This is a genomic window from Brevundimonas sp. Soil_N_31, assembly GCF_057655995.1.
The window spans coordinates 115,833-134,530 of record NZ_JBDGLE010000006.1 but is presented as its reverse complement, the minus strand read 5'-3'; the positions used below and the strand labels follow the sequence as shown (position 1 = coordinate 134,530).

Annotated in this window: 21 protein-coding genes; 13 read left to right on the top strand and 8 right to left on the bottom strand. The window is 68.5% G+C overall.

The genetic code is table 11. The features are described 5' to 3' along the window. The first annotated feature begins 36 nt into the window (after positions 1–36). Positions 37–828 carry an SDR family oxidoreductase gene (locus tag AC3A3G_RS11515; protein ID WP_200166310.1) on the top strand — a complete coding sequence of 264 codons (792 nt, stop codon included), beginning with the start codon at positions 37–39 and terminating at the stop codon, positions 826–828. Here the strand turns inward: AC3A3G_RS11515 and AC3A3G_RS11510 are convergent. The 4 genes from AC3A3G_RS11510 to fsa form a co-directional block, all read right to left on the bottom strand. Continuing rightward, positions 815–1,843, bottom strand: coding sequence for an aspartyl protease family protein (locus AC3A3G_RS11510; RefSeq protein WP_487488240.1), 1,029 nt, complete (start codon positions 1,841–1,843; stop codon positions 815–817). The two genes, AC3A3G_RS11515 and AC3A3G_RS11510, sit on opposite strands and share 14 nt — an antisense overlap. A gap of 65 nt (positions 1,844–1,908) precedes the next feature. Further along, entirely contained in the window at positions 1,909–2,838 is a 930-nt protein-coding gene (locus AC3A3G_RS11505; protein WP_487488239.1) for a tyrosine recombinase XerC, read from the bottom strand. Beyond that, positions 2,820–3,521, bottom strand: coding sequence for a DUF484 family protein (locus tag AC3A3G_RS11500; protein WP_487488238.1), 702 nt, complete (start codon positions 3,519–3,521; stop codon positions 2,820–2,822). The genes AC3A3G_RS11505 and AC3A3G_RS11500 overlap by 19 nt, the downstream gene beginning before the upstream one ends. 24 nt (positions 3,522–3,545) lie before the next feature. Continuing rightward, complete coding sequence (fsa, locus tag AC3A3G_RS11495) at positions 3,546–4,199, bottom strand: fructose-6-phosphate aldolase (protein WP_003166309.1); 654 nt, start codon at positions 4,197–4,199, stop codon at positions 3,546–3,548. Positions 4,200–4,402: 203 nt separating this feature from the next. On the opposite strand from fsa, the gene AC3A3G_RS11490 reads away from it, so the two are divergent. Next, on the top strand, positions 4,403–6,565 hold the full coding sequence (locus AC3A3G_RS11490; protein ID WP_487488237.1) for a primosomal protein N': 2,163 nt from the start codon (positions 4,403–4,405) through the stop codon (positions 6,563–6,565). 170 nt (positions 6,566–6,735) lie between these two features. Here the strand turns inward: AC3A3G_RS11490 and AC3A3G_RS11485 are convergent, their stop codons facing one another. Both AC3A3G_RS11485 and AC3A3G_RS11480 read right to left on the bottom strand, forming a co-directional pair. Then, on the bottom strand, positions 6,736–7,521 hold the full coding sequence (locus tag AC3A3G_RS11485) for a glutaminyl-peptide cyclotransferase (RefSeq protein ID WP_487488288.1): 786 nt from the start codon (positions 7,519–7,521) through the stop codon (positions 6,736–6,738). Between the two features lie 26 nt (positions 7,522–7,547). Beyond that, positions 7,548–8,375 carry a TerC family protein gene (locus tag AC3A3G_RS11480; protein ID WP_200166318.1) on the bottom strand — a complete coding sequence of 276 codons (828 nt, stop codon included), beginning with the start codon at positions 8,373–8,375 and terminating at the stop codon, positions 7,548–7,550. A gap of 332 nt (positions 8,376–8,707) precedes the next feature. Between AC3A3G_RS11480 and AC3A3G_RS11475 the strand changes: the two genes are divergently transcribed. From AC3A3G_RS11475 to AC3A3G_RS11455, 5 genes are all read left to right on the top strand, one after another. Then, entirely contained in the window at positions 8,708–9,262 is a 555-nt protein-coding gene (locus AC3A3G_RS11475; protein WP_200166320.1) for a F0F1 ATP synthase subunit delta, read from the top strand. Positions 9,263–9,329: 67 nt separating this feature from the next. Further along, positions 9,330–10,862: a F0F1 ATP synthase subunit alpha gene (gene atpA, locus AC3A3G_RS11470; RefSeq protein ID WP_200166322.1), complete on the top strand. Its 1,533-nt coding sequence runs from the start codon at positions 9,330–9,332 to the stop codon at positions 10,860–10,862. A 37-nt stretch (positions 10,863–10,899) separates the two neighbouring features. Further along, a complete protein-coding gene (locus AC3A3G_RS11465; protein WP_125900373.1) occupies positions 10,900–11,769 on the top strand; it encodes a F0F1 ATP synthase subunit gamma in 870 nt (289 codons plus the stop codon). A 37-nt stretch (positions 11,770–11,806) separates the two neighbouring features. Continuing rightward, positions 11,807–13,330 carry a F0F1 ATP synthase subunit beta gene (gene atpD / locus AC3A3G_RS11460; RefSeq protein WP_087140936.1) on the top strand — a complete coding sequence of 508 codons (1,524 nt, stop codon included), beginning with the start codon at positions 11,807–11,809 and terminating at the stop codon, positions 13,328–13,330. A gap of 3 nt (positions 13,331–13,333) precedes the next feature. Further along, positions 13,334–13,603 carry an ATP synthase F1 subunit epsilon gene (locus AC3A3G_RS11455; protein WP_003166300.1) on the top strand — a complete coding sequence of 90 codons (270 nt, stop codon included), beginning with the start codon at positions 13,334–13,336 and terminating at the stop codon, positions 13,601–13,603. A gap of 254 nt (positions 13,604–13,857) precedes the next feature. Here AC3A3G_RS11455 and AC3A3G_RS11450 read toward each other — a convergent pair whose 3' ends face one another. Next, positions 13,858–14,337 (bottom strand): RNA pyrophosphohydrolase, encoded by a 480-nt coding sequence (locus AC3A3G_RS11450; RefSeq protein ID WP_368923429.1) that lies wholly within the window; start codon positions 14,335–14,337, stop codon positions 13,858–13,860. Between the two features lie 78 nt (positions 14,338–14,415). On the opposite strand from AC3A3G_RS11450, the gene AC3A3G_RS11445 reads away from it, so the two are divergent. Further along, on the top strand, positions 14,416–14,826 hold the full coding sequence (locus AC3A3G_RS11445; RefSeq protein ID WP_487488236.1) for a Tat pathway signal protein: 411 nt from the start codon (positions 14,416–14,418) through the stop codon (positions 14,824–14,826). Between the two features lie 224 nt (positions 14,827–15,050). Here the strand turns inward: AC3A3G_RS11445 and AC3A3G_RS11440 are convergent, their stop codons facing one another. Then, the gene (locus tag AC3A3G_RS11440) at positions 15,051–16,025 is read right to left on the bottom strand and encodes an ABC transporter ATP-binding protein (protein WP_487488235.1); all 975 of its coding nucleotides are present in this window, start codon (positions 16,023–16,025) and stop codon (positions 15,051–15,053) included. Between the two features lie 186 nt (positions 16,026–16,211). Here AC3A3G_RS11440 and AC3A3G_RS11435 point away from each other — a divergent pair, with 186 nt between their 5' ends. From AC3A3G_RS11435 to AC3A3G_RS11415, 5 genes are all read left to right on the top strand, one after another. Next, positions 16,212–16,502 (top strand): hypothetical protein, encoded by a 291-nt coding sequence (locus AC3A3G_RS11435; RefSeq protein WP_368923432.1) that lies wholly within the window; start codon positions 16,212–16,214, stop codon positions 16,500–16,502. A gap of 57 nt (positions 16,503–16,559) precedes the next feature. Beyond that, positions 16,560–16,799: a zinc-finger domain-containing protein gene (locus AC3A3G_RS11430; RefSeq protein WP_125900379.1), complete on the top strand. Its 240-nt coding sequence runs from the start codon at positions 16,560–16,562 to the stop codon at positions 16,797–16,799. Positions 16,800–16,807: 8 nt separating this feature from the next. Beyond that, a complete protein-coding gene (locus AC3A3G_RS11425; protein ID WP_312219560.1) occupies positions 16,808–17,248 on the top strand; it encodes a VOC family protein in 441 nt (146 codons plus the stop codon). Continuing rightward, on the top strand, positions 17,245–17,862 hold the full coding sequence (locus tag AC3A3G_RS11420; protein ID WP_125900381.1) for a DUF6655 family protein: 618 nt from the start codon (positions 17,245–17,247) through the stop codon (positions 17,860–17,862). Before AC3A3G_RS11425 ends, AC3A3G_RS11420 begins: the two co-directional genes overlap by 4 nt. A gap of 173 nt (positions 17,863–18,035) precedes the next feature. Beyond that, positions 18,036–18,698 carry a nicotinate-nucleotide adenylyltransferase gene (locus tag AC3A3G_RS11415; RefSeq protein WP_200166332.1) on the top strand — a complete coding sequence of 221 codons (663 nt, stop codon included), beginning with the start codon at positions 18,036–18,038 and terminating at the stop codon, positions 18,696–18,698.

Here is an 18,698-nt window from a genome sequence, read left to right as displayed (position 1 = left end):
TGTGAAGTCTATCGCCTATCGCAACGGGAAATCGGCATGGACCTTCAACTCACCGGCAAGCGCGCCTTGATCTGCGGCGGCTCCAGCGGCCTGGGGCGGGCGGTGGCGACGGCCCTGGTGGCCGAGGGGGCGCATGTGGCCCTGCTGTCGCGCGATGCGGCCAAGCTGCAGGCCGTGGCTGACGAACTGAACGCCATGGGGCCGGGCAAGGCGGTCATCGCTCCGGCCGATCTGGCCGACCACGACGCCCTACTGAAGGCGGTCGACGTCGCCGAGACGGCGCTGGGCGGGCCGATCCAGATCTTGCTGAACAACACCGGCGGGCCGTCGCCGTCGGGCGTGGCGGGTCTCGACCCGACGGTCTGGCGCGATCAGTTCGAGGCCATGGTGCTGTCGGTTTTCCGGCTGACCGACCGGGTCATGCCGGGGATGCGGGCCATGGGTTGGGGGCGCGTCCTGAACGTCGCCTCGACCAGCGTGATCGAGCCGATCGGGACGCTGGGCGTATCCAACACCCTGCGCGCCTCGGTGGCGGCCTGGGCCAAGACCTTGGCGGGTGAAGTCGCGGCCAATGGGGTGACGGTCAATACCCTGCTGCCGGGCCGGATCGACACCCCGCGCATCGAGCGGCTGGACGCCGCCCGCGCCGCCGCCACGGGCGCGACGCCGCAGGACGCGCGCGCCGAGTCGGTCAAGTCCATCCCCGCTGGGCGCATCGGCACGACCGAGGAATTCGGCGCGGTGGCCGCCTTCCTGGCCAGTCCGCTGGCGGGCTATGTCACCGGCTCCCTGATCCGCATCGACGGGGGGGCTGTCAGGGCGATCTGACGCCAGGCGCGGGCGCAGGAAGCGGCGGCGGGCGCCGCATCACCCCGCCGAAGCGGATGCGTTTGGCGCCATAGTCCAGAATGATCCGGTTGAAGCGCGTCAGCACGTCTGCGCCCAGCAGCAGGGTCGGGCTCTCGATCAGGTTCAGCACATGAAAGACGTGCAGGTCGGCGAACAGCAGGGGCGTGGACCCCAGATCGCGTCGGTGAAATTGCAGGTTCGCGACCTGGCCCGCCTCGGCCGTCAGTGACTGGCCGGTGACGCCATAGACGCGCACCTGCGGGCGGCTGGAGCCGCCCAGGCGCGCGTCCAGCGCTCGGAGCAGGGCGCGGTTGCCGATGGAGTACTGCGCGCCCGTGTCGATGAAGGCCGCGGCATCGACGCCGTCTGCAACGATGCGGGTGATCAGCAGGCGGCGGAACAGGTCTTCGTGCGACAGACTCTCGACGGACGGAAGACGGCTGGCTCGTCCCTCGCCGAACAGGCCCGCCGATCCCGGCCCGAAAGACGGCGCCAGCAGCACGCGCCGGTTCCTGAAGTCTAGGGTCAGGCGAAACGGGGCCAAGGCGTCCAGCCCCAGCAATCCGTCCGCTCCCAGCAGGGCGTAAGGGAAGACCGGCGCGATCAGGTCCAGGAAACGTCGGCGTGAAAAGCCCAGGCGCGGCAGGCGAACGGTCGGCACGAGCTCTGACGATGTGATCCCGTGCACGCGGATCAGCGGCCCTGGTTCGAGTTGAAGCCTTTGCGCCAACTGGTCCGAGATCGAGGTGCGTTCCGCCCCCGTGTCGATGACGAAGACGCTGCGGCGCGCCCCCAGATCGACCTCGATCGCCATTCGCGTCAGCAGATTGGTCAGCAGCCGGGCCTCTCCATCCGGCGGAGGCGCAGGGGCGCCAGCCTGGGGCGCGGCGATGACAGGCGACGCCAGGGTCAGCCCGCCCACCGACAGCAATCGAGTCAGCAGGGTGCGCCGATCAGCGCCGAGAGGCGGTTCAGGGGCGTTGGCTGTCCACACGCGCGAACTCCCGTCCCGCGATCATCCCGGCCCGAAATCTGGCGCCTTTTCCATGCGCTGAATAGTCAGCCGCGCGGGTGGGCCTGGGCGTAGGCGGCCAGCAGGCGGGCGGCGTCGACCTGGGTGTATTTCTGCGTCGTCGATAGGCTGGCGTGGCCCAGCAGCTCCTGGATCGAGCGCAGGTCGGCGCCGGCGCCCAGCAGGTGGGTGGCGAAGCTGTGCCTCAGCACATGGGGCGTGGCCGAGGCGGGCAGGCCGAGGCGCCCCCGCAGCCGCTGCACCGTCGCCTGCACATGGCGAGCGCTCAGGGGGCCGCCGCGCTTCGCTCGGAACAGGGCCTGGTCGGCGTCGATGATGAAGGGCTGCAGCGCCAGATAGGCGTTCGTCGCCTCGCGCACCTGCGGCAGGACGGGGACCATCCGCGTCTTGTCGCCCTTGCCGGTGATGCGAAGGCTGTCGGGCAGGGGGGCGTCAGACCGCTTCAGCGACAGGGCCTCCGAAATCCGCAGGCCGCAACCGTAGAGCAGGGTCAGTACGGCGCGGTCGCGTGCGGCCTCCCACGGCTCCATGTCGGGGTCGGCTTCGGGTTCGTGCAGCAGGCCCTTGGCCTGATCCTCGCTGACCGGACGGGGCAGGGACGGCTTGACCTTGGGGCCGTGCACCAGGGCCAGTTGCGGCGTCGCCACGCCCAAGCGCCGGTCGAGGAAGGCGTGAAAGCCCCGGATGGCGGCCAGGGTCTGGCTGAGCGAGCGGGCGTTCAGCGGGCGATCCCCGCTGCGGCGCTCGGCCAGATGGGCGCGGGCCTCGGCCGCCGTGACCGAGCCCAGATCGGCCGCGCTCTGCGGCCCGCCGCGATGGCGCTCCAGAAAGGCCAGGTACAGCCGCCCGATGTGGCCATAGGCCTCCAGCGTGCGCGGCGACAGGCGGCGCTCGTGGGCCAGATGCTCCAGCCAGGCGGCCAGAGCCTCCTGCGCGGTCAGGCTTCCAGCGGCCATCGCTCGGCCATGCGTTCGACGACGCGGGCGACGAAGGCCACCAGTTCGCAGCCCATGGCGGGGGTGAAGCCGTCGTCCTCGCCCGAGCCGAAGGCGCACAGGGCGGCGCGCGGCGCGGCGGCGCCCGGCAGGCGCAGGTTCATCCGCACCAGGGCGACCGAGGCGACGTCGCCCTCGGCCGGGCCGAACAGGCTGAGGCCGGTGAAGTTGGGACCGAGCCAGTGCAGGCCGTCCTCGCCCAGCAGGGCGTCGACGCGGCCCGGCTCCAGCGCCTTCCAGCCGAAGGGGACGGCGCCCGGCTTTTCGATCGCCACGGCGGCGCCGGCCAGGCCGAACCGGCCCTGGGCCACCGCGTCGAGATGACGCGCCAGTTCGGCGTGGGTCTGGGCCTCCATCAGGTCGAGGGCGGCGACGTGGGTCTGGGTCTGGGCGGCGAAGTTGGCGCGGGCGATCTCTTCGATGAGCCTGCGCGCCCCGGCCTCGCGCTGGGCGACGGCCTCCAGCCGCGCCAGGGCGGCGCGGCCGAAGTCGACGACGTTGCGGCCCGTGGCGGTCAGGCCCAGCTCTTCCAGCAGGGCGCGGTCGTCCAGCAGGTGTTCGGCGTGATCGCCCAGCCAGGCGCGCACCTGCGGCCAGTGCAGGCCCGCCGCCGGGTTGGTGGAGAGGTCCAGGGAAGTGCTCAAGCGGACCTCTCGTCGGGTCAGAAACTACAGAATCGACTGACCGGTCTTGCCCCAGTCCGCCAGGAAGGCATCCAAACCCTTGTCGGTTAACGGGTGCTTTACCAGGGCCTTGAAAACGTCGGCCGGAATGGTCGAGGCGTCGGCGCCGGCCAGGGCGGCGGCGGTCACATGGTCCGCATTGCGCACCGAGGCGGCCAGGATTTCCGTGCTGAAGTCGTGGATGTCGTACAGGGTGCGGATGTCTTCCAGCAGGCCCACGCCGTCGGCGCCGACATCGTCCAGACGGCCGACGAAAGGCGAGATGAAGGTCGCGCCCGCCTTGGCCGCCAGCATGGCCTGGGCCGCCGAGAAGCACAGGGTGACGTTGGTCTTGATCCCCTTGTCGGCGAAGGCGCGGGTGGCGCGCAGGCCGTCCCAGGTCAGCGGCAGCTTGACCACGACGTTGGGGGCGATGGAGGCCAGCTTGTCGCCCTCCTTGACCATGGTCTCGAAATCGGTCGCCACGGCCTCGGCCGAGATCGGCCCCTCGACCAGGGCGCAGATTTCGGCGATGACCTCGGCGATGTTGCGACCCGACTTGGCGATCAGGCTAGGATTGGTGGTGACGCCGTCCACCATCCCGGTGGGCAGCAAGTCCTTGATGACGGCGACGTCGGCGGTGTCGAGAAAGAGTTTCATGGGACCAGTTTTAGCGCCGAGTTGTGACGGAAGCGACCGTCTTTCGCGGCCAGGGAAGTTTCAGACTCCGTGATCGAAAAAACAGAGTCCAATTCGTCTGAATCGTCTGAAATCGCTTCGCCGGGCGTGGCGGAAGGCGGCGATCATGGCAGGGCGCGACGTCGGTATCGGACGTCGGCGTTGCGGACGTGCGAGGGCGCGCGGTGAAGGTCGCTTCCGTCCTCATTCCCCTGCCGGTGCCGGAAGCCTTCGACTATGCGGTTCCGGAGGATCTGACCGTCATGCGCGGCGATCAGGTCGCCGTGCCGCTGGGCCCGCGCCTGATCCGGGGCGTGGTGGCCGAGGTGTTCGAGACGACCGGCTCCAATCGCAAGCTGAAGGCGGTCGAGCAGGTGCTGGACGATCCGCGCCTGCCGGAGCGCACGCTGGACTTCGTCGAATGGGCGGCGCGCTGGACCCTCAGCCCGCCCGGCGAGATGGCGGCGACGGCGTTGAAGGGTCTGCGCGCGCCCCGGCCCCGGCCCGAGCGGCGGGTGCGGCGCGTCGAGGGACGCAGTCCCGCCCGCCCGACGGCGGCGCGCGCGGCGGTGCTGGAGGCGCTGGGCGCGCGGTCCATGCCCGGCCCCGATCTGGCGCGGGAGGCGGGCGTCTCGTCCGGCGTGGTCAAGGGACTGGTCGACGAAGGGGTGCTGGAGGCGTTCGAGGTCGAGGCGGTCGCCGCCTTCGATCCGCCCGATCCCGACCATGCGCCCGCGACCCTGAATCCGGATCAGGCGGTCTCTGCTGCGGCCATTGCGGATGCCGTGGCGATGCGCGGTTTCGCCCCCTTCCTGCTGGACGGGGTGACGGGCTCGGGCAAGACCGAGGCCTATCTGGAGGCGGCGGCGCGGGCGTTGCGGGCCGATCCGACGGCGCAGGTGCTGATCCTCCTGCCCGAGATCGCCCTGACCCAGGCGGTGATCGAGCGCATCACCGCCCGTTTCGGCGTCGCCCCGGCCGAGTGGCATTCCGGCGTCGCCCCGCCGCGCCGTCGACAGGCGTGGGAGGCGGTGGTCGCCGGGCGCTGCAACATCGTGGTCGGCGCGCGTTCGGCCCTGTTCCTGCCCTACGCCAACCTGCGCCTGATCGTGGTGGACGAGGAGCACGACGGCTCGTTCAAACAGGAGGAGGGGCTGGTCTATCACGGCCGCGACCTGGCCGTGGCGCGGGCGCGGATCGAAGGGGCGGCGGTGGTGCTGGCCTCTGCCACCCCGTCGCTGGAGACGCTGTGGAACGCCCATCAGGGGCGGTATCGCTGGCTGAAGCTGGCGGCGCGGCACGGGGCGGCGGTGCTGCCGGAGATCGGCCTGATCGACCTGCGCGAATGTCCTCCCGATCCCCAGACCTGGCTGTCCCAGCCCTTGCGCGAAGCCATCGGCGAGACGCTGGCGCGGGGCGAACAGAGCCTGCTGTTCCTCAACCGACGCGGCTATGCGCCGGTGGTGTTGTGCCGCGCCTGCGGGCATCGGCTGACGGCGCCGGATACGGATTCCTGGCTGGTCGAGCATCGCTACACCGGGCGGCTGGTCTGCCACCTGACCGGCTTTTCCATGCCCAAGCCCAAGGCCTGTCCTTCGTGCGGGGCAGAGGATTCGCTGGTCCCGGTCGGGCCGGGGGTCGAGCGGGTTGAGGAGGAGGTGCGCCAACTCTTCCCTCAGGCGCGCACGGCCGTCTTCAGCTCGGACACCGTGCCGGACGGCAAGTCGGCCCGCGCCCTGATACAGAGCATGGCCGACGGCGAGATCGACATTCTGGTCGCCACCCAGGCTGCGGCGAAAGGCCACAACTTCCCGCGCCTGACGCTGGTGGGCGTGGTGGATGCGGACCTGGGCTTACGCGGCGGCGATCTGCGTGCGGCCGAGCGCACCTATCAGCTGCTGGCCCAGGCCACGGGCCGGGCGGGGCGGGCGGATAAGCCGGGCCGGGCCCTGCTGCAGACGTGGACGCCCGAGCATCCGGTGTTGCAGGCGCTGGCGGCGGGCGACCGCGACGCCTTCGTCGAGGCGGAGATGGCCGAGCGCGAGGCGGCCTCCCTGCCGCCGCACGGCCGTCTGGCGGCGCTGATCCTGTCCAGCGAGAACGCCATGGCGGTCGAGAAGGTCGCCCGCGATCTGGCCGAGGCCATCCCCAACGCCGAGCGGTTGGAGGTCTACGGCCCCGCCGACGCGCCGCTGGCCCTGGTGCGAGGGCGGCGGAGGAAGCGGCTGCTGGTGCGGGCCGACCGCGACGTGAACCTGCAGGCCTTCCTGCGCGCCTGGCTGGCGCGGGTGAAGGTTCCGGCCTCGGTGCGGCTGACGGTCGATGTGGATCCGTACAGCTTTTTGTAGGGCGCTTTTTATGAGGCGCTATCGCTCGCCGCGCGGCGGCTCGCTGCTTGAGCGCGTTCCTTTCATCCGCTCACCCGGCGGGCGCCGGGGCCCAGTGAGAGCTGCAAGCGCGCGTCTGGGGCCAAAGGACTGGATCCCGGCGTCCGCCGGGATGAGCGGGAAGACGGGGCTTATCGCGGCCCGGTCAGCCTGATCTCGAACAGGCTGGGCCAGTTCTTGCCGGTGACGAACAGGCGGCGGTTCTGTGCGTCCCAGGCGATGCCGTTCAGCACGTCGTCGACCGGATCCTTCACCTGATCCCTGGGCAACAGGCCGCTGAGGTCGATGACGCCGACTACCCGGCCGGTCGCAGGATCGATGCGGAGGATGTAGTCGGTCTGCCAGACGTTGGCCCAGACCTCGCCGTCGATCCATTCCAGCTCGTTCAACTGGCGCACCGGGCGGCCGTTCAGGGTGACGGAGACGCGGCCGGTCTCGGCCTGGGTGTCGGGATCGAGGAAGCGCAGGGCCGCCGATCCGTCCGACAGGATCAGGCGCGTTCCGTCGTGCGTCAGCCCCCAGCCTTCGCCCGCATAGGCGAAGCGGGAGACGGGCTTCAGGTCGTCCGCGCTCCAGATGAAGCCGACGCCGTTGATCCACGACAGGGAGAAGACGCGGCCGTCCTTCTCGGTCAGCCCTTCGCCGAAATATTCGGGGTCGAGATCGCGCTTCTGCAGCACGACGCCGTCCTCCAGCCGCACGCGGCGCACGCTGGAAGGGTTGCGGCCGGTGCTCTCGATCAGCACGCCGTCGCGAATGACCAGCCCCTGGGTGAAGGCGGTCGGGTCGTGGGGGAAGGTTCGCACCACCTCATAGCCGTAGACCGGAACGCGAGCCGGTGCGGGCTGAGAGGAAGAAGAAGGGGCCGGCCCCGGCGCTTGCGCCGCCGCTGACGCGGGAAGCGCCAGCAGAAGCATCGCCAGGACCGGCCCGATACGCACGTTTAGACGCCGGGCTCGGCGGTTTCGGCCTTGTTGAGGGCGGCCTGAGCGGCTTCCTCGGCCTGGTTCTTTCTGATCTGGGCGTTGCGCGACCACATGTTCAGGCCCTCGACCAGGGCCGAGAAGGCCATGGCGGCGTAGATGTAGCCCTTGGGCACGTGGACGCCGAAGCCGTCGGCGATCAGCACGGCGCCGATCATCAGCAGGAAGCCCAGGGCCAGCATGACCACGGTCGGGTTCTTGTCGATGAAGTTGGCCAGCGGATCGGCGGCCAGCAGCATGACGGTCACGGCGATGATGACCGCGATCATCATGATCGGGATGTGATCGGTCATGCCCACGGCGGTCAGGATGGAGTCGACCGAGAACACCAGGTCCAGCAGGATGATCTGGAAGATGGCCGAACCGACGTTGTTGATGACGACGTCCTTCTTGTCCTTCTCCAGCATGTCGTTCGACGGGGTGACGTCGACGGCGTGGTGGATCTCCTTGGTGGCCTTCCAGACCAGGAAGAGGCCGCCGGCGATCAGGATCAGATCGCGCCAGGAGAAGGCGGTGTCGAAGGTTTCGCCGTGGAAGCCCAGGTCGAAGACGGGCTGGGTCAGGCCGACGATCCAGCCGATGGTGGCCAGAAGGCCCAGGCGCATGACCAGGGCCAGGCCGATGCCGATACGGCGCGTGCGCTGGCGGTGCTCGGGCGGGAGCTTGTTCGAGAGGATCGAGATGAAGATCAGGTTGTCGATCCCCAGCACCACCTCCATGACCACGAGGGTCACAAGGGCCGCCCAGGCGGCGGGATCGGTCAACAGCGGGGTTATGCTTTCGAGCATCGGGGTTCCTGAAGGGTGTTGGAAGGTTTTCGGTAACGGGAGCGTGAGCGCGCATCAAGCGTCGGATGGCGTCGTCGTCGTCGCAGGCCCTCCTGTCGAACCCAGCTTGACCGGTCCTATTCGACCAAAGAGAGCGCGGGTGCGGCGTTATCGTTCCGCGCCCCTCGGTTGCGAGGCGAGGCCTTGCATGGTATCAGCCGCGCGGCTTTAGCGAAGGGCGTATCGAAAGATGCGTCCTCAGCGTGCTTTCTACAAGCATTTCAGGCCCTTGACTGGCGCAGGCGACTGCGGCCGGTCTTGATCCAAACGCTTCAGACGCGGACCAAATATAAGTGGCGGACGATTTCAGGACGACGGAAGTCGGCGGACGGTATGCACAAGCGCTGTTCGACCTCGCGGACGAGACGGGGGCGCTCGACGCCGTGCGCGCCGATCTGGCTGCGCTAAAGGCGGCCTGGCTGGACAGCGCGGACCTGCGCCGTCTCGCCACCTCGCCCGTCGTGGCGTCGGCGGATCAGGCCAAGGGCCTGGCCGCCATCGCCGACAAGGCCAAGTTCAATGTGACGACGCGCAACTTCCTGGGCCTGCTGGGCCAGAACGGTCGCGCGTCGGACCTGCCGGGCGTGATCGCCGGCTTCGAGGCGCTCTACGCCAAGAAGACGGGCGTCGTGGCCGCCGAGGTGGTCTCGGCCGTGGCGCTGAGCGCCGCCCAGACCAAGAAGATCCAGGCCGAGCTGCGCGCCGCCCTGGGTCGCGACCCCGAACTGACCGCCCGCGTCGATCCGACGATCCTGGGCGGCCTGAAGGTCAAGGTGGGCTCGAAGCTGTTCGACGCCTCGCTGAAGACCAAGCTCGACCAGATGACCTTTGCGCTGAAGCGCGCCTAAGCCCCGAATTCCAGATCAAGCCGGGCCAGCGGGCCCGCACCGAAGACGAAAGCCGAAAGAGCCAATCATGGATATCCGCGCCGCCGAAATCTCGGCCATCCTCAAGTCGCAGATCGCCAACTTCGGCGTGGAAGCCGACGTCTCGGACGTCGGCCAGGTGCTGTCGGTCGGCGACGGCATCGCGCGCATTCACGGTCTGGACAACGTCCAGGCCGGTGAAATGGTCGAGTTCACCAAGGCCGGCGTGAAGGGCATGGCCCTGAACCTGGAGCGCGACAACGTCGGCGCCGTGATCTTCGGTGCGGACGCCGCCATCGCCGAGGGCGACGACGTGCGCCGCCTGGGCGAAATCGTGGACGTGCCGGTCGGCAAGGGCCTGCTGGGCCGCGTCGTCAACCCGCTGGGCGAGCCGATCGACGGCAAGGGCCCGATCCAGTTCACCGAGCGTCGCCGCGTCGACGTGAAGGCCCCCGGCATCATCCCGCGCAAGTCGGTTCACGAGCCGATGCAGACGGGCATGAAGGCGATCGACACCCTGATCCCCGTCGGCCGCGGCCAGCGCGAGCTGATCATCGGCGACCGTCAGGTCGGCAAGACCGCCGTCGCCATCGACACCATCCTGAACCAGAAGACGGTCAACAAGTCGGACGACGAGTCGGCCAAGCTGTACTGCATCTACGTCGCCATCGGTCAGAAGCGCTCGACCGTGGCCCAGATCGTCAAGACCCTCGAAGAGTCGGGCGCGCTGGAATACACCATCGTCGTGGCCGCCACGGCCTCGGAACCGGCCCCGCTGCAGTTCCTGGCTCCGTTCGCCGGCACCGCCATGGGCGAGTATTTCCGCGACAACGGCATGCACGGCCTGATCATCTATGACGATCTGTCGAAGCAAGCCGTGGCCTACCGCCAGATGTCGCTGCTGCTGCGCCGTCCGCCGGGCCGTGAAGCCTATCCGGGCGACGTCTTCTACCTGCATAGCCGCCTGCTGGAGCGTTCGGCCAAGCTGAACGAGGACTACGGCTCGGGCTCGCTGACCGCCCTGCCGATCATCGAAACCCAGGCCAACGACGTGTCGGCCTACATCCCGACCAACGTGATCTCGATCACCGACGGCCAGATCTTCCTGGAATCGGACCTGTTCTATCAGGGCATCCGTCCGGCCGTGAACGTCGGCATCTCGGTGTCGCGCGTCGGCTCCTCGGCCCAGATCAAGGCCATGAAGCAGGTCGCCGGTTCGATTAAGGGCGAGCTGGCCCAGTATCGTGAAATGGCCGCCTTCGCGAAGTTCGGCTCGGACCTGGACATCTCGACCCAGAAGCTGCTGGCGCGCGGCGCCCGCCTGACCGAGCTGCTGAAGCAGCCGCAGTATTCGCCGCTGGCCGTCGAAGAGCAGGTCGTCTCGATCTACGCCGGTACGCGCGGCTACCTGGACGGCATCGCCGTTTCGGACGTCGGCCGTTTCGAGAGCGAACTGCTGGCCCGCGTTCACGCCAACCACGCCTCGCTGCTGGACGGCATCCGCACCAAGAAGGCCCTGACGCCCGAGCTGGAAGCCGAGCTGAAGGACATCCTGGCGGCCTTCGCCAAGACCTTCGCCTAACCGTTCGGCCCTGTAGTCAAAGGAAGAGCAGAGCCGGATGGCTAGCCTCAAGGAAATGCGCGATCGGATCGGAAGCGTCAAAGCGACGCAGAAGATCACGAAAGCCATGCAGATGGTCGCGGCGGCCAAGCTGAAGCGCGCCCAGGAGCAGGCGGAGAACGCCCGCCCCTATGCGTCGCGGATGGCCTCGGTCATCGCCAACCTGGCGGCCGGCGTCGGCGACGACGGCCCGCGCCTGATGACCGGAACCGGCGCCGACCAGAAGCATCTGGTCGTCGTCGCCACGGCCGACAAAGGCCTGGCGGGCGGGTTCTCGACCAACGTCATCCGCGCCGCGCGGGACCACATCAACAGCCTGATCGCCAACGGCAAGACGGTCGAGATCGTGGCCGTCGGCCGCAAGTCGCGCGACCAGCTGACCCGCCTGTTCGGCGACAAGGTCGTCAAGACCTTCGAACTGAGCGAGCACAAGACGGTGGGCCTGCATTCGGCCCAGCCGATCGCCGAGCTGCTGGCCGAGAAGTTCGAAGCGGGCGAGGCCGACAAGGTCACCCTCTTCTACAGCCAGTTCAAGTCGGTGATCTCCCAGGTTCCGTCGCTGCGTCAGCTGGCCCCGGCCGAAGTCGACGCGGACGCCTCGGCCGAGGCCGGCGCGCTCTATGAGTATGAGCCGTCGGAAGAGGACATCCTCGAGACCCTGCTGCCGCGCAACCTGACGACGCAGATCCTGGCCGCCCTGCTGGAAAACCAGGCCGGCTTCTTCGGCGCCCAGATGGCTGCGATGGACAACGCCACGCGCAACGCGGGCGACCTCATCAGCGCCCTGACGTTGCAGTACAACCGTTCCCGCCAGGCTCAGATCACCACCGAGCTGATCGAGATCATCGCCGGCGCTGAAGCGCTCTGATCCCGACACAGCTGACATTCGACACGGACAAGCACCGATGACCGACACCACCGCCCCGAAGAAACCCGCCGCCAAGAAGCCGGCCGCTCCCAAGAAGGCCGCCGCTCCGAAGGCCGCCGCCGCCGTTACCGGCCAGGGCAAGATCGCCCAGGTCATCGGCGCCGTCGTCGACGTTGAGTTCGACGGCCACCTGCCGGGCATCCTGAACGCTCTGGAAACCCAGAACGTCGACCAGAAGACGGGCGAGCCCTTCACCCTGGTCCTGGAAGTCGCCCAGCACCTGGGTGAGAACATGGTCCGCACCATCGCCATGGACACGACCGAAGGTCTGACGCGCGGCCAGGCCGTCGTCGACACCGGCAAGTCGATCATGGCCCCGGTCGGTCCGGGCACGCTGGGCCGCATCATGAACGTCGTCGGCCAGCCGATCGACGAAGCCGGTCCGATCAAGACCACCGAGTTCCGCCCGATCCACCGCGAGGCGCCTTCGTTCGAAGAGCAGTCGACCTCGTCGGAAATCCTGGTCACGGGCATCAAGGTCATCGACCTGATCTGCCCCTACACCAAGGGCGGCAAGACCGGCCTGTTCGGCGGCGCCGGCGTCGGCAAGACCGTGACCATGCAGGAGCTGATCAACAACATCGCCAAGGCTTACGGCGGTTATTCGGTTCTGGCCGGCGTGGGCGAACGCACCCGCGAAGGCAACGACCTGTATCACGAGATGATCGAGTCGAACGTGAACGTCGCCGGCGGCGGCGAAGGCTCCAAGTGCGCCCTGGTCTACGGCCAGATGAACGAGCCCCCCGGCGCCCGCGCCCGCGTGGCCCTGACCGGCCTGGCCCAGGCCGAATACTTCCGCGATGAAGAGGGCAAGGACGTCCTGCTGTTCATCGACAACATCTTCCGCTTCACGCAAGCCGGTTCGGAAATGTCGGCTCTGCTGGGCCGTATCCCGTCGGCCGTGGGCTATCAGCCGACGCTGGCCACCGAGATGGGCAACCTGCAGGAGCGCATCACCTCGACGCAGAAGGGCTCGATCACCTCGATCCAGGCCATCTACGTTCCCGCCGACGACCTGACCGACCCGGCGCCCGCCGCCTCGTTCGCCCACTTGGACGCGACCACGGTTCTGAACCGCGACATCGCCGCCCAGGCCATCTTCCCGGCCGTGGACCCGCTGGACTCCACCTCGCGGATCATGGACCCGCTGGTCATCGGCGAAGAGCACTACCGCGTCGCCCGCCGCGTGCAGGAAACCCTGCAGCAGTACAAGGCGCTGAAGGACATCATCGCCATCCTGGGCATGGACGAGCTGTCGGAAGACGACAAGCTGATCGTGTCGCGCGCCCGCAAGATTCAGCGCTTCCTGTCGCAGCCCTTCTTCGTGGCTGAGCAGTTCACCGGCTCGCCGGGCAAGTTCGTCGAACTGGCCGACACCATCCGCTCGTTCAAGGCGATCTGCGACGGCGAATACGACCACCTGCCGGAAGCCGCCTTCTACATGGTCGGCGCCATCGAAGAGGCTGTCGAGAAGGCCGCCAAGATGGCTGCGGAAGCCTAAGCCATGGCCGGTAAGCTGAACTTCTCCCTCGTCGCCCCGGAACGCGAAGTCTTCGCCGGTTCGGTCGATCAGGTCGATGCGCCGGGCGTCGAGGGCGACTTCGGCGTCCTGCCGGGCCACGCGCCCTTCATGACCACCCTGCGCGAAGGCGTGGTGACGGTCTATGACGGCGCCCAGCGCCGCCGCTTCGAGGTCAAGGGCGGCTTCGCCGACGTCAACGGCGAAGGCCTGACCATCCTGGCCGAAGAGGCTTCGGAGCTCGTCGCGAACTAAGCTTTCGCGACGCTGAAACGATCAAAGGCCCCTCGCTCCGGCGGGGGGCCTTTTTCGTGCGCGATGTGATGCGCTGCCTTCCTCTATTCCGCCATTGCTCACTACTCCACCGTCATCCTCGGGCTTGACCCGAGGATCCAGCCGTCCGCCTGCGGAACCTTGGCCAGGTGGAGCGCGCCCTGCACTGGATCCTCGGGTCAAGCCCGAGGATGACGGCGTGGGAAGAAGGCGGGGGAAGAGGGGGCTGGCTAGCCCTACAGCGCCCATTCCCCGAACACCCGCGCCACCTGCTCATAGACCGGGCGTTTGAACGGCACGATCAGGCCGGGCGCCTCTTCGAGCCGCCCCCAGCGCCAGGCGTCGAATTCCGGCTCGCCGTGGGCGTTCAGGTCGATCTCGTCCTCGGCGCCGGTCAGGCGGAAGGCGAACCATTGCTGGCGCTGGCCCTTCAGCCCCTTCCAGCTCTTGGGGCTCGGCAGGCCCTCGGGGAAGTCATAGGGAATCCACTCGGTCGTGCGGCCCAGCAGGGCGATGGATCGCACGCCCGTCTCCTCGTGCAGTTCGCGGCGGGCGGCGGCTTCCAGGTCTTCGCCGTCGTCGACGCCGCCTTGCGGGAACTGCCAGTTCCACGGCTCGGGCGTGTCGGCGCGGCGGCCGAACCAGACCTGACCGGCCGGATTGAACAGGACGACCCCGACGTTGGGGCGATAGAGGGACAGATCGACAGCGTTCATGCCTTCCCGCATACGCCCCCGTCCTCTCGGGGGCTAGGCGTCAACGTCCGGGAAAGGGAGCGCGTCTAGGGTGGCGTCATGGACAGACGTCATCTGATCGGCCTGACTCTGAGCGGTGTGGCGCTGGGCGGCCTCGCGTTGGCGGGCGCGGCGCACGCTTCGCCCGAGAAGAGCGGGGGCGGCAAGGGCGGCTATCTGTCTCTGCCGACCGCCACGGCCACCGTGCTGCGCCGCGACGGGCGACGCGGGGTGATGACGGTCGAGACGGGCCTCGATATCGCCGACGGCGCCCTGATGGAGCGGGCGCAGCAGTCCCAGCCGCGCCTCAGCGCCGCCTATAATGAAGTGGTCCGCATCGCCGCCGAGCGGCTGTTGCCAGACGCGCCGCCCAATGTCGAATGGCTGGTCGTCGCCTTGCAGCACGCCACCGACGCCATTCTGGGCAAGCCGGGGGCCAAGCTGTTGCTGGGCACGGTGATGGTGGTTTGAGGCGAGGCGACGCTTACATACACGCACATCTTCCACACACGCCCTCATCCGCCGCATATGCCGTCATCCTCGGGCTTGACCCGAGGATCCAGCACAGGGCGCGCTCAACCTAGCTTACGTCGCGTGGGCGGATGACTGGATCCTCGGGTCAAGCCCGAGGATGACGGCGGGGAGAGGGAGCGACGTGCGAAGCGAAGAAGGGGGGCGTCGCGACGCCCGCGCCCTCAGTCCTGCGTCGGGTCGGGGCGGCTGGTGTCGCCGTAGGTCATGGCCAGGAAGACGTCTTCCAGATCCGGGTCTTCGGTGGCGATGTCCTTGATGGTCACGCCCGCCGCGCGCACGGCGGCCAGCACCTGTTCGACGCTGGATTCGCCCGTCCGATAGGTGACGACGAAGGCGCCGTTGGCGCGCGGGGCGACCGCGAATCCGTTCAGGGCGGGCAGGGTCTCGGGCGCCGTCTCGGGCGTCACCACGACGTTGCGGGTGTCCAGTCGCTTCAGCAACTGTTCGGTCGGCTCGCAGGCCACGACCTCGCCGCGGTTGATGATGGCGATGGTGTCGCACAGCTCCTGCGCCTCTTCGAGGTAGTGGGTGGTCAGGATCACCGTCACCCCCTCCTCATTGATCTTGCGGACGTATTCCCACAGCTGGCGGCGCAGTTCGACGTCCACGCCCGCCGTCGGCTCGTCCAGGATCAGCACGGGCGGATTATGCACCAGGGCCTTGGCCACCATCAGGCGCCGCTTCATGCCGCCGGACAGGGCGCGGACATAGGCGTTGGCCTTGTCCGACAGGCCCAGCGCCGCCAGCAGTTCGTCCGAGCGCCGCTCGTTCGCCGGCACGCCGTAGAAGCCGGCCTGGACCTCCAGCGCCTCGCGCGGAGTGAAGAAGACGTCGGCGACGATCTCCTGCGGCACCACGCCCAGCGCCGAGCGGGCGTCGCGCGCCTCATGATCGATGTCGCGATCCCAGATGCGGACCGTGCCCTCGGACTTGTTCACCACGCCCGCGATGATGTTGATCAGGGTCGACTTGCCCGCGCCGTTCGGACCCAGCAGGCCGAACATCGAGCCGCGCTGCACCGTCAGATCGACCCCGCGCAGGGCCGTCTTCGGCGGCGACTTGCGCGAGCCCTTGTAGGTCTTCTTCAGCCCCCTGACCTCGATGGCGTTGACGGGCAGACGGAGCGCTTGGGTCATGAGGCGGACTTCAACTCGGGCAGGGCGGGGCGGACGGCATAGGTAGGGCGCGCAAGGCCGTTCGCCAAGCCGCGGGCGCGTATGGGGACAAGGTTGCGAGACGATATGTAAATGGTGCTTGACGCTCATGAATGATGTGTCTAGGCTACTTGTCATAAAGACAACTTTCATAGACGAGGACACGCCATGACCACCGCCGTCGCCGCCCGCAAACCCCTGACCCGCACCCGCATCATCGGCTTCGCCGCCATGGCCGTCTGCGCCGTCGGCTACGCCGGTTTCGCCCTGGCCCTGCTGGCGGGCAAGCTGGACTATCTGCCGATGGCCCAGGCGGCGATCATCGCCGCGGTCGCCGCCGTGATCGGCGAGATCGGCCTGTGGGTCGGGGCGGGCTGCCTGGGCTTGACCCTGTTCAAGAAGCGCAAGGCCCTGTTCGACAAGGTGATGGGCCGCAAGGCCGCGCCCTCTGACGTTTGACCTGACGGTCCGGTCCGCCTAGGAACGGCGCAAAGCCTTTCCAGACCGGACCGGATCATGCCTCCCCGCCATCTCGACGCCGTCATTCCTCCGCCCGAAGAAGTCGTGGTCTCGACCAAGCGCGTCGCCTGCGACGGCGGCGGCGGGGCCCTGGGCCACCCGCTGGTCTATATGGACATGGGCGAGGACGACTTCATCGAGTGCGGCTATTGCGACCGCCGTTTCGTGCTGTCCGACCATCCGCACCCCGAGAGCGAATATCTCGATCCGGCGGCTCGTCCGCCCGAGGCGCACTGAGGCCGGCCGTGCGTTATCTGCACGCCATGGTCCGGGTGAAGGATCTGGACGCCTCGATGCGCTTCTACCGCGACCTGCTGGGTCTGGAGGAGACTCGCCGCGCGGATTACGAGGCCGGGCGCTTCACCCTGGTCTATCTGGCCGCGCCCGCCGACAAGGCCCGCGCCGAGGCCGAGAAGTCGCCCGAGGTCGAGCTGACCTATAACTGGGACGATCAGGACTACGACGGCGGCCGCAACTTCGGCCATCTGGCGTTTCAGGTCGACGACATCTACGCCGCCTGCCAGCGGCTGATGGACGGCGGCGTCGTCGTCAACCGTCCGCCCCGCGACGGCCACATGGCCTTCGTCCGCTCGCCGGATGGGATTTCGATCGAGCTGCTGCAGGCGGGCGAGCGCCTGGCGCCGGCCGAGCCCTGGGCCTCCATGCCGAACGTGGGCGCCTGGTGAGCGTTTCGGCGCGGCTGATCCTGGGTCTGGCGGTCCTGAGCCTGGGCGCCTGCGCCTCGGTGACGGAGACCAATCCGGCGCGGACGGCCACCGACATGCTGCTGGTCAACCGGGCCGCCGATCGCGCGGTCGAGGGTCTGACCCTGCCGATCCCCCAGGGCGCGCGCGTCTTCGTCGATGAGACCTATTTCCAGGCCGAGAACGCCCGCTATGCGCTGAGCGCCATCCGCGCCGCCCTGTCGGAAGCGGGCTACGCCATCGTGCGCGAGCGCGGCGAGGCCGACGCCATCTTCGAGGTGCGCGCCGGGGCGCTGTCGCTGGACCAACTGCGCCGGGTGGTGGGCATTCCCGACATGCGGGTGCCCATCAACGAGAGCCTGAACGTCGTCTCCCTGCCGGAGCTGTCGCTCTACTCCAACCGCGACCGCATGGGCGTGGCCGAGTTTTCGGGCTTCCTCTACGACGCGCGCACGGGGATGCCGCTGGGCGCCGTCACGCCGATGATCGGCCAGTACAAGATCCGCAGCCACAAGGCCTTCATGATGATCACCTGGGGCCAGCAGCTGGCCCAGCCGGGCGAGCGTGATCCGGGCTCGAGCTGGAAGGAATTCTAGCGCGAATATTTGGACCATTGTTCTGGGTTCAGTTGATTCCGACTGAACCGAAAATGGTCAGGCCTCTCGCTCCGTTCGCGGAGCGAGACAGCCGCTTCGGACCGTGTTAGGGCGCAGGTGAGCATAAGGCGTTGGCCGCGCTCATCTGTTCGCCGCCGCCGCAAGAGACGCCCTTGTCCTTCTTCCACGCCGGTCCCGCGCCGAAAGGCTCCGGTCTTCGCCGAGGCGCCCTGCGCGACGGGCTGGACCTGGCGCCGGGGATGAAGGTCGGCCTGTTCGGCGGCTCGTTCAATCCGGCCCACGACGGCCACGCCCATGTGGCGGCCACCGCCATGCAGCGGCTGGACCTGGACCGGGTGGTCTGGCTGGTCTCGCCGCAGAACCCGCTGAAATCCAACCACGAGACCGCGCCGCTGGCCGAGCGCATGGCCTCGGCGCGCGCCGTGGCGGCGAGCGTCGGTCCAGCCATGATCGTTTCGGATTTCGAGACGCGGGCGGGCACGGGCTGGACCGTCGACACCCTGCGCGCCATCGTCGCCCGCCATCCGGGCGTGCACTTCGTCTGGCTGATGGGATCGGACAATCTGGCGGGCTTCCATCGCTGGCGGGGCTGGACCGACATCATGCGGTTGATGCCGGTGGCGGTCATAGCCCGGCCGGGCAGCCTGTTGGACAGCCGCACGGCCCCGGCGGCGGCGCGGTTCGCCCGCTATCGCATTCCCGCCGCCCAGGCCGGACTGCTGCCCAATCTGGAAGCGCCGGCCTGGACCTATCTGACGGCGCCGCTGAATCACCGCTCCTCCACCGCCATCCGCGCGACGCGCGCGGCGGGGTGA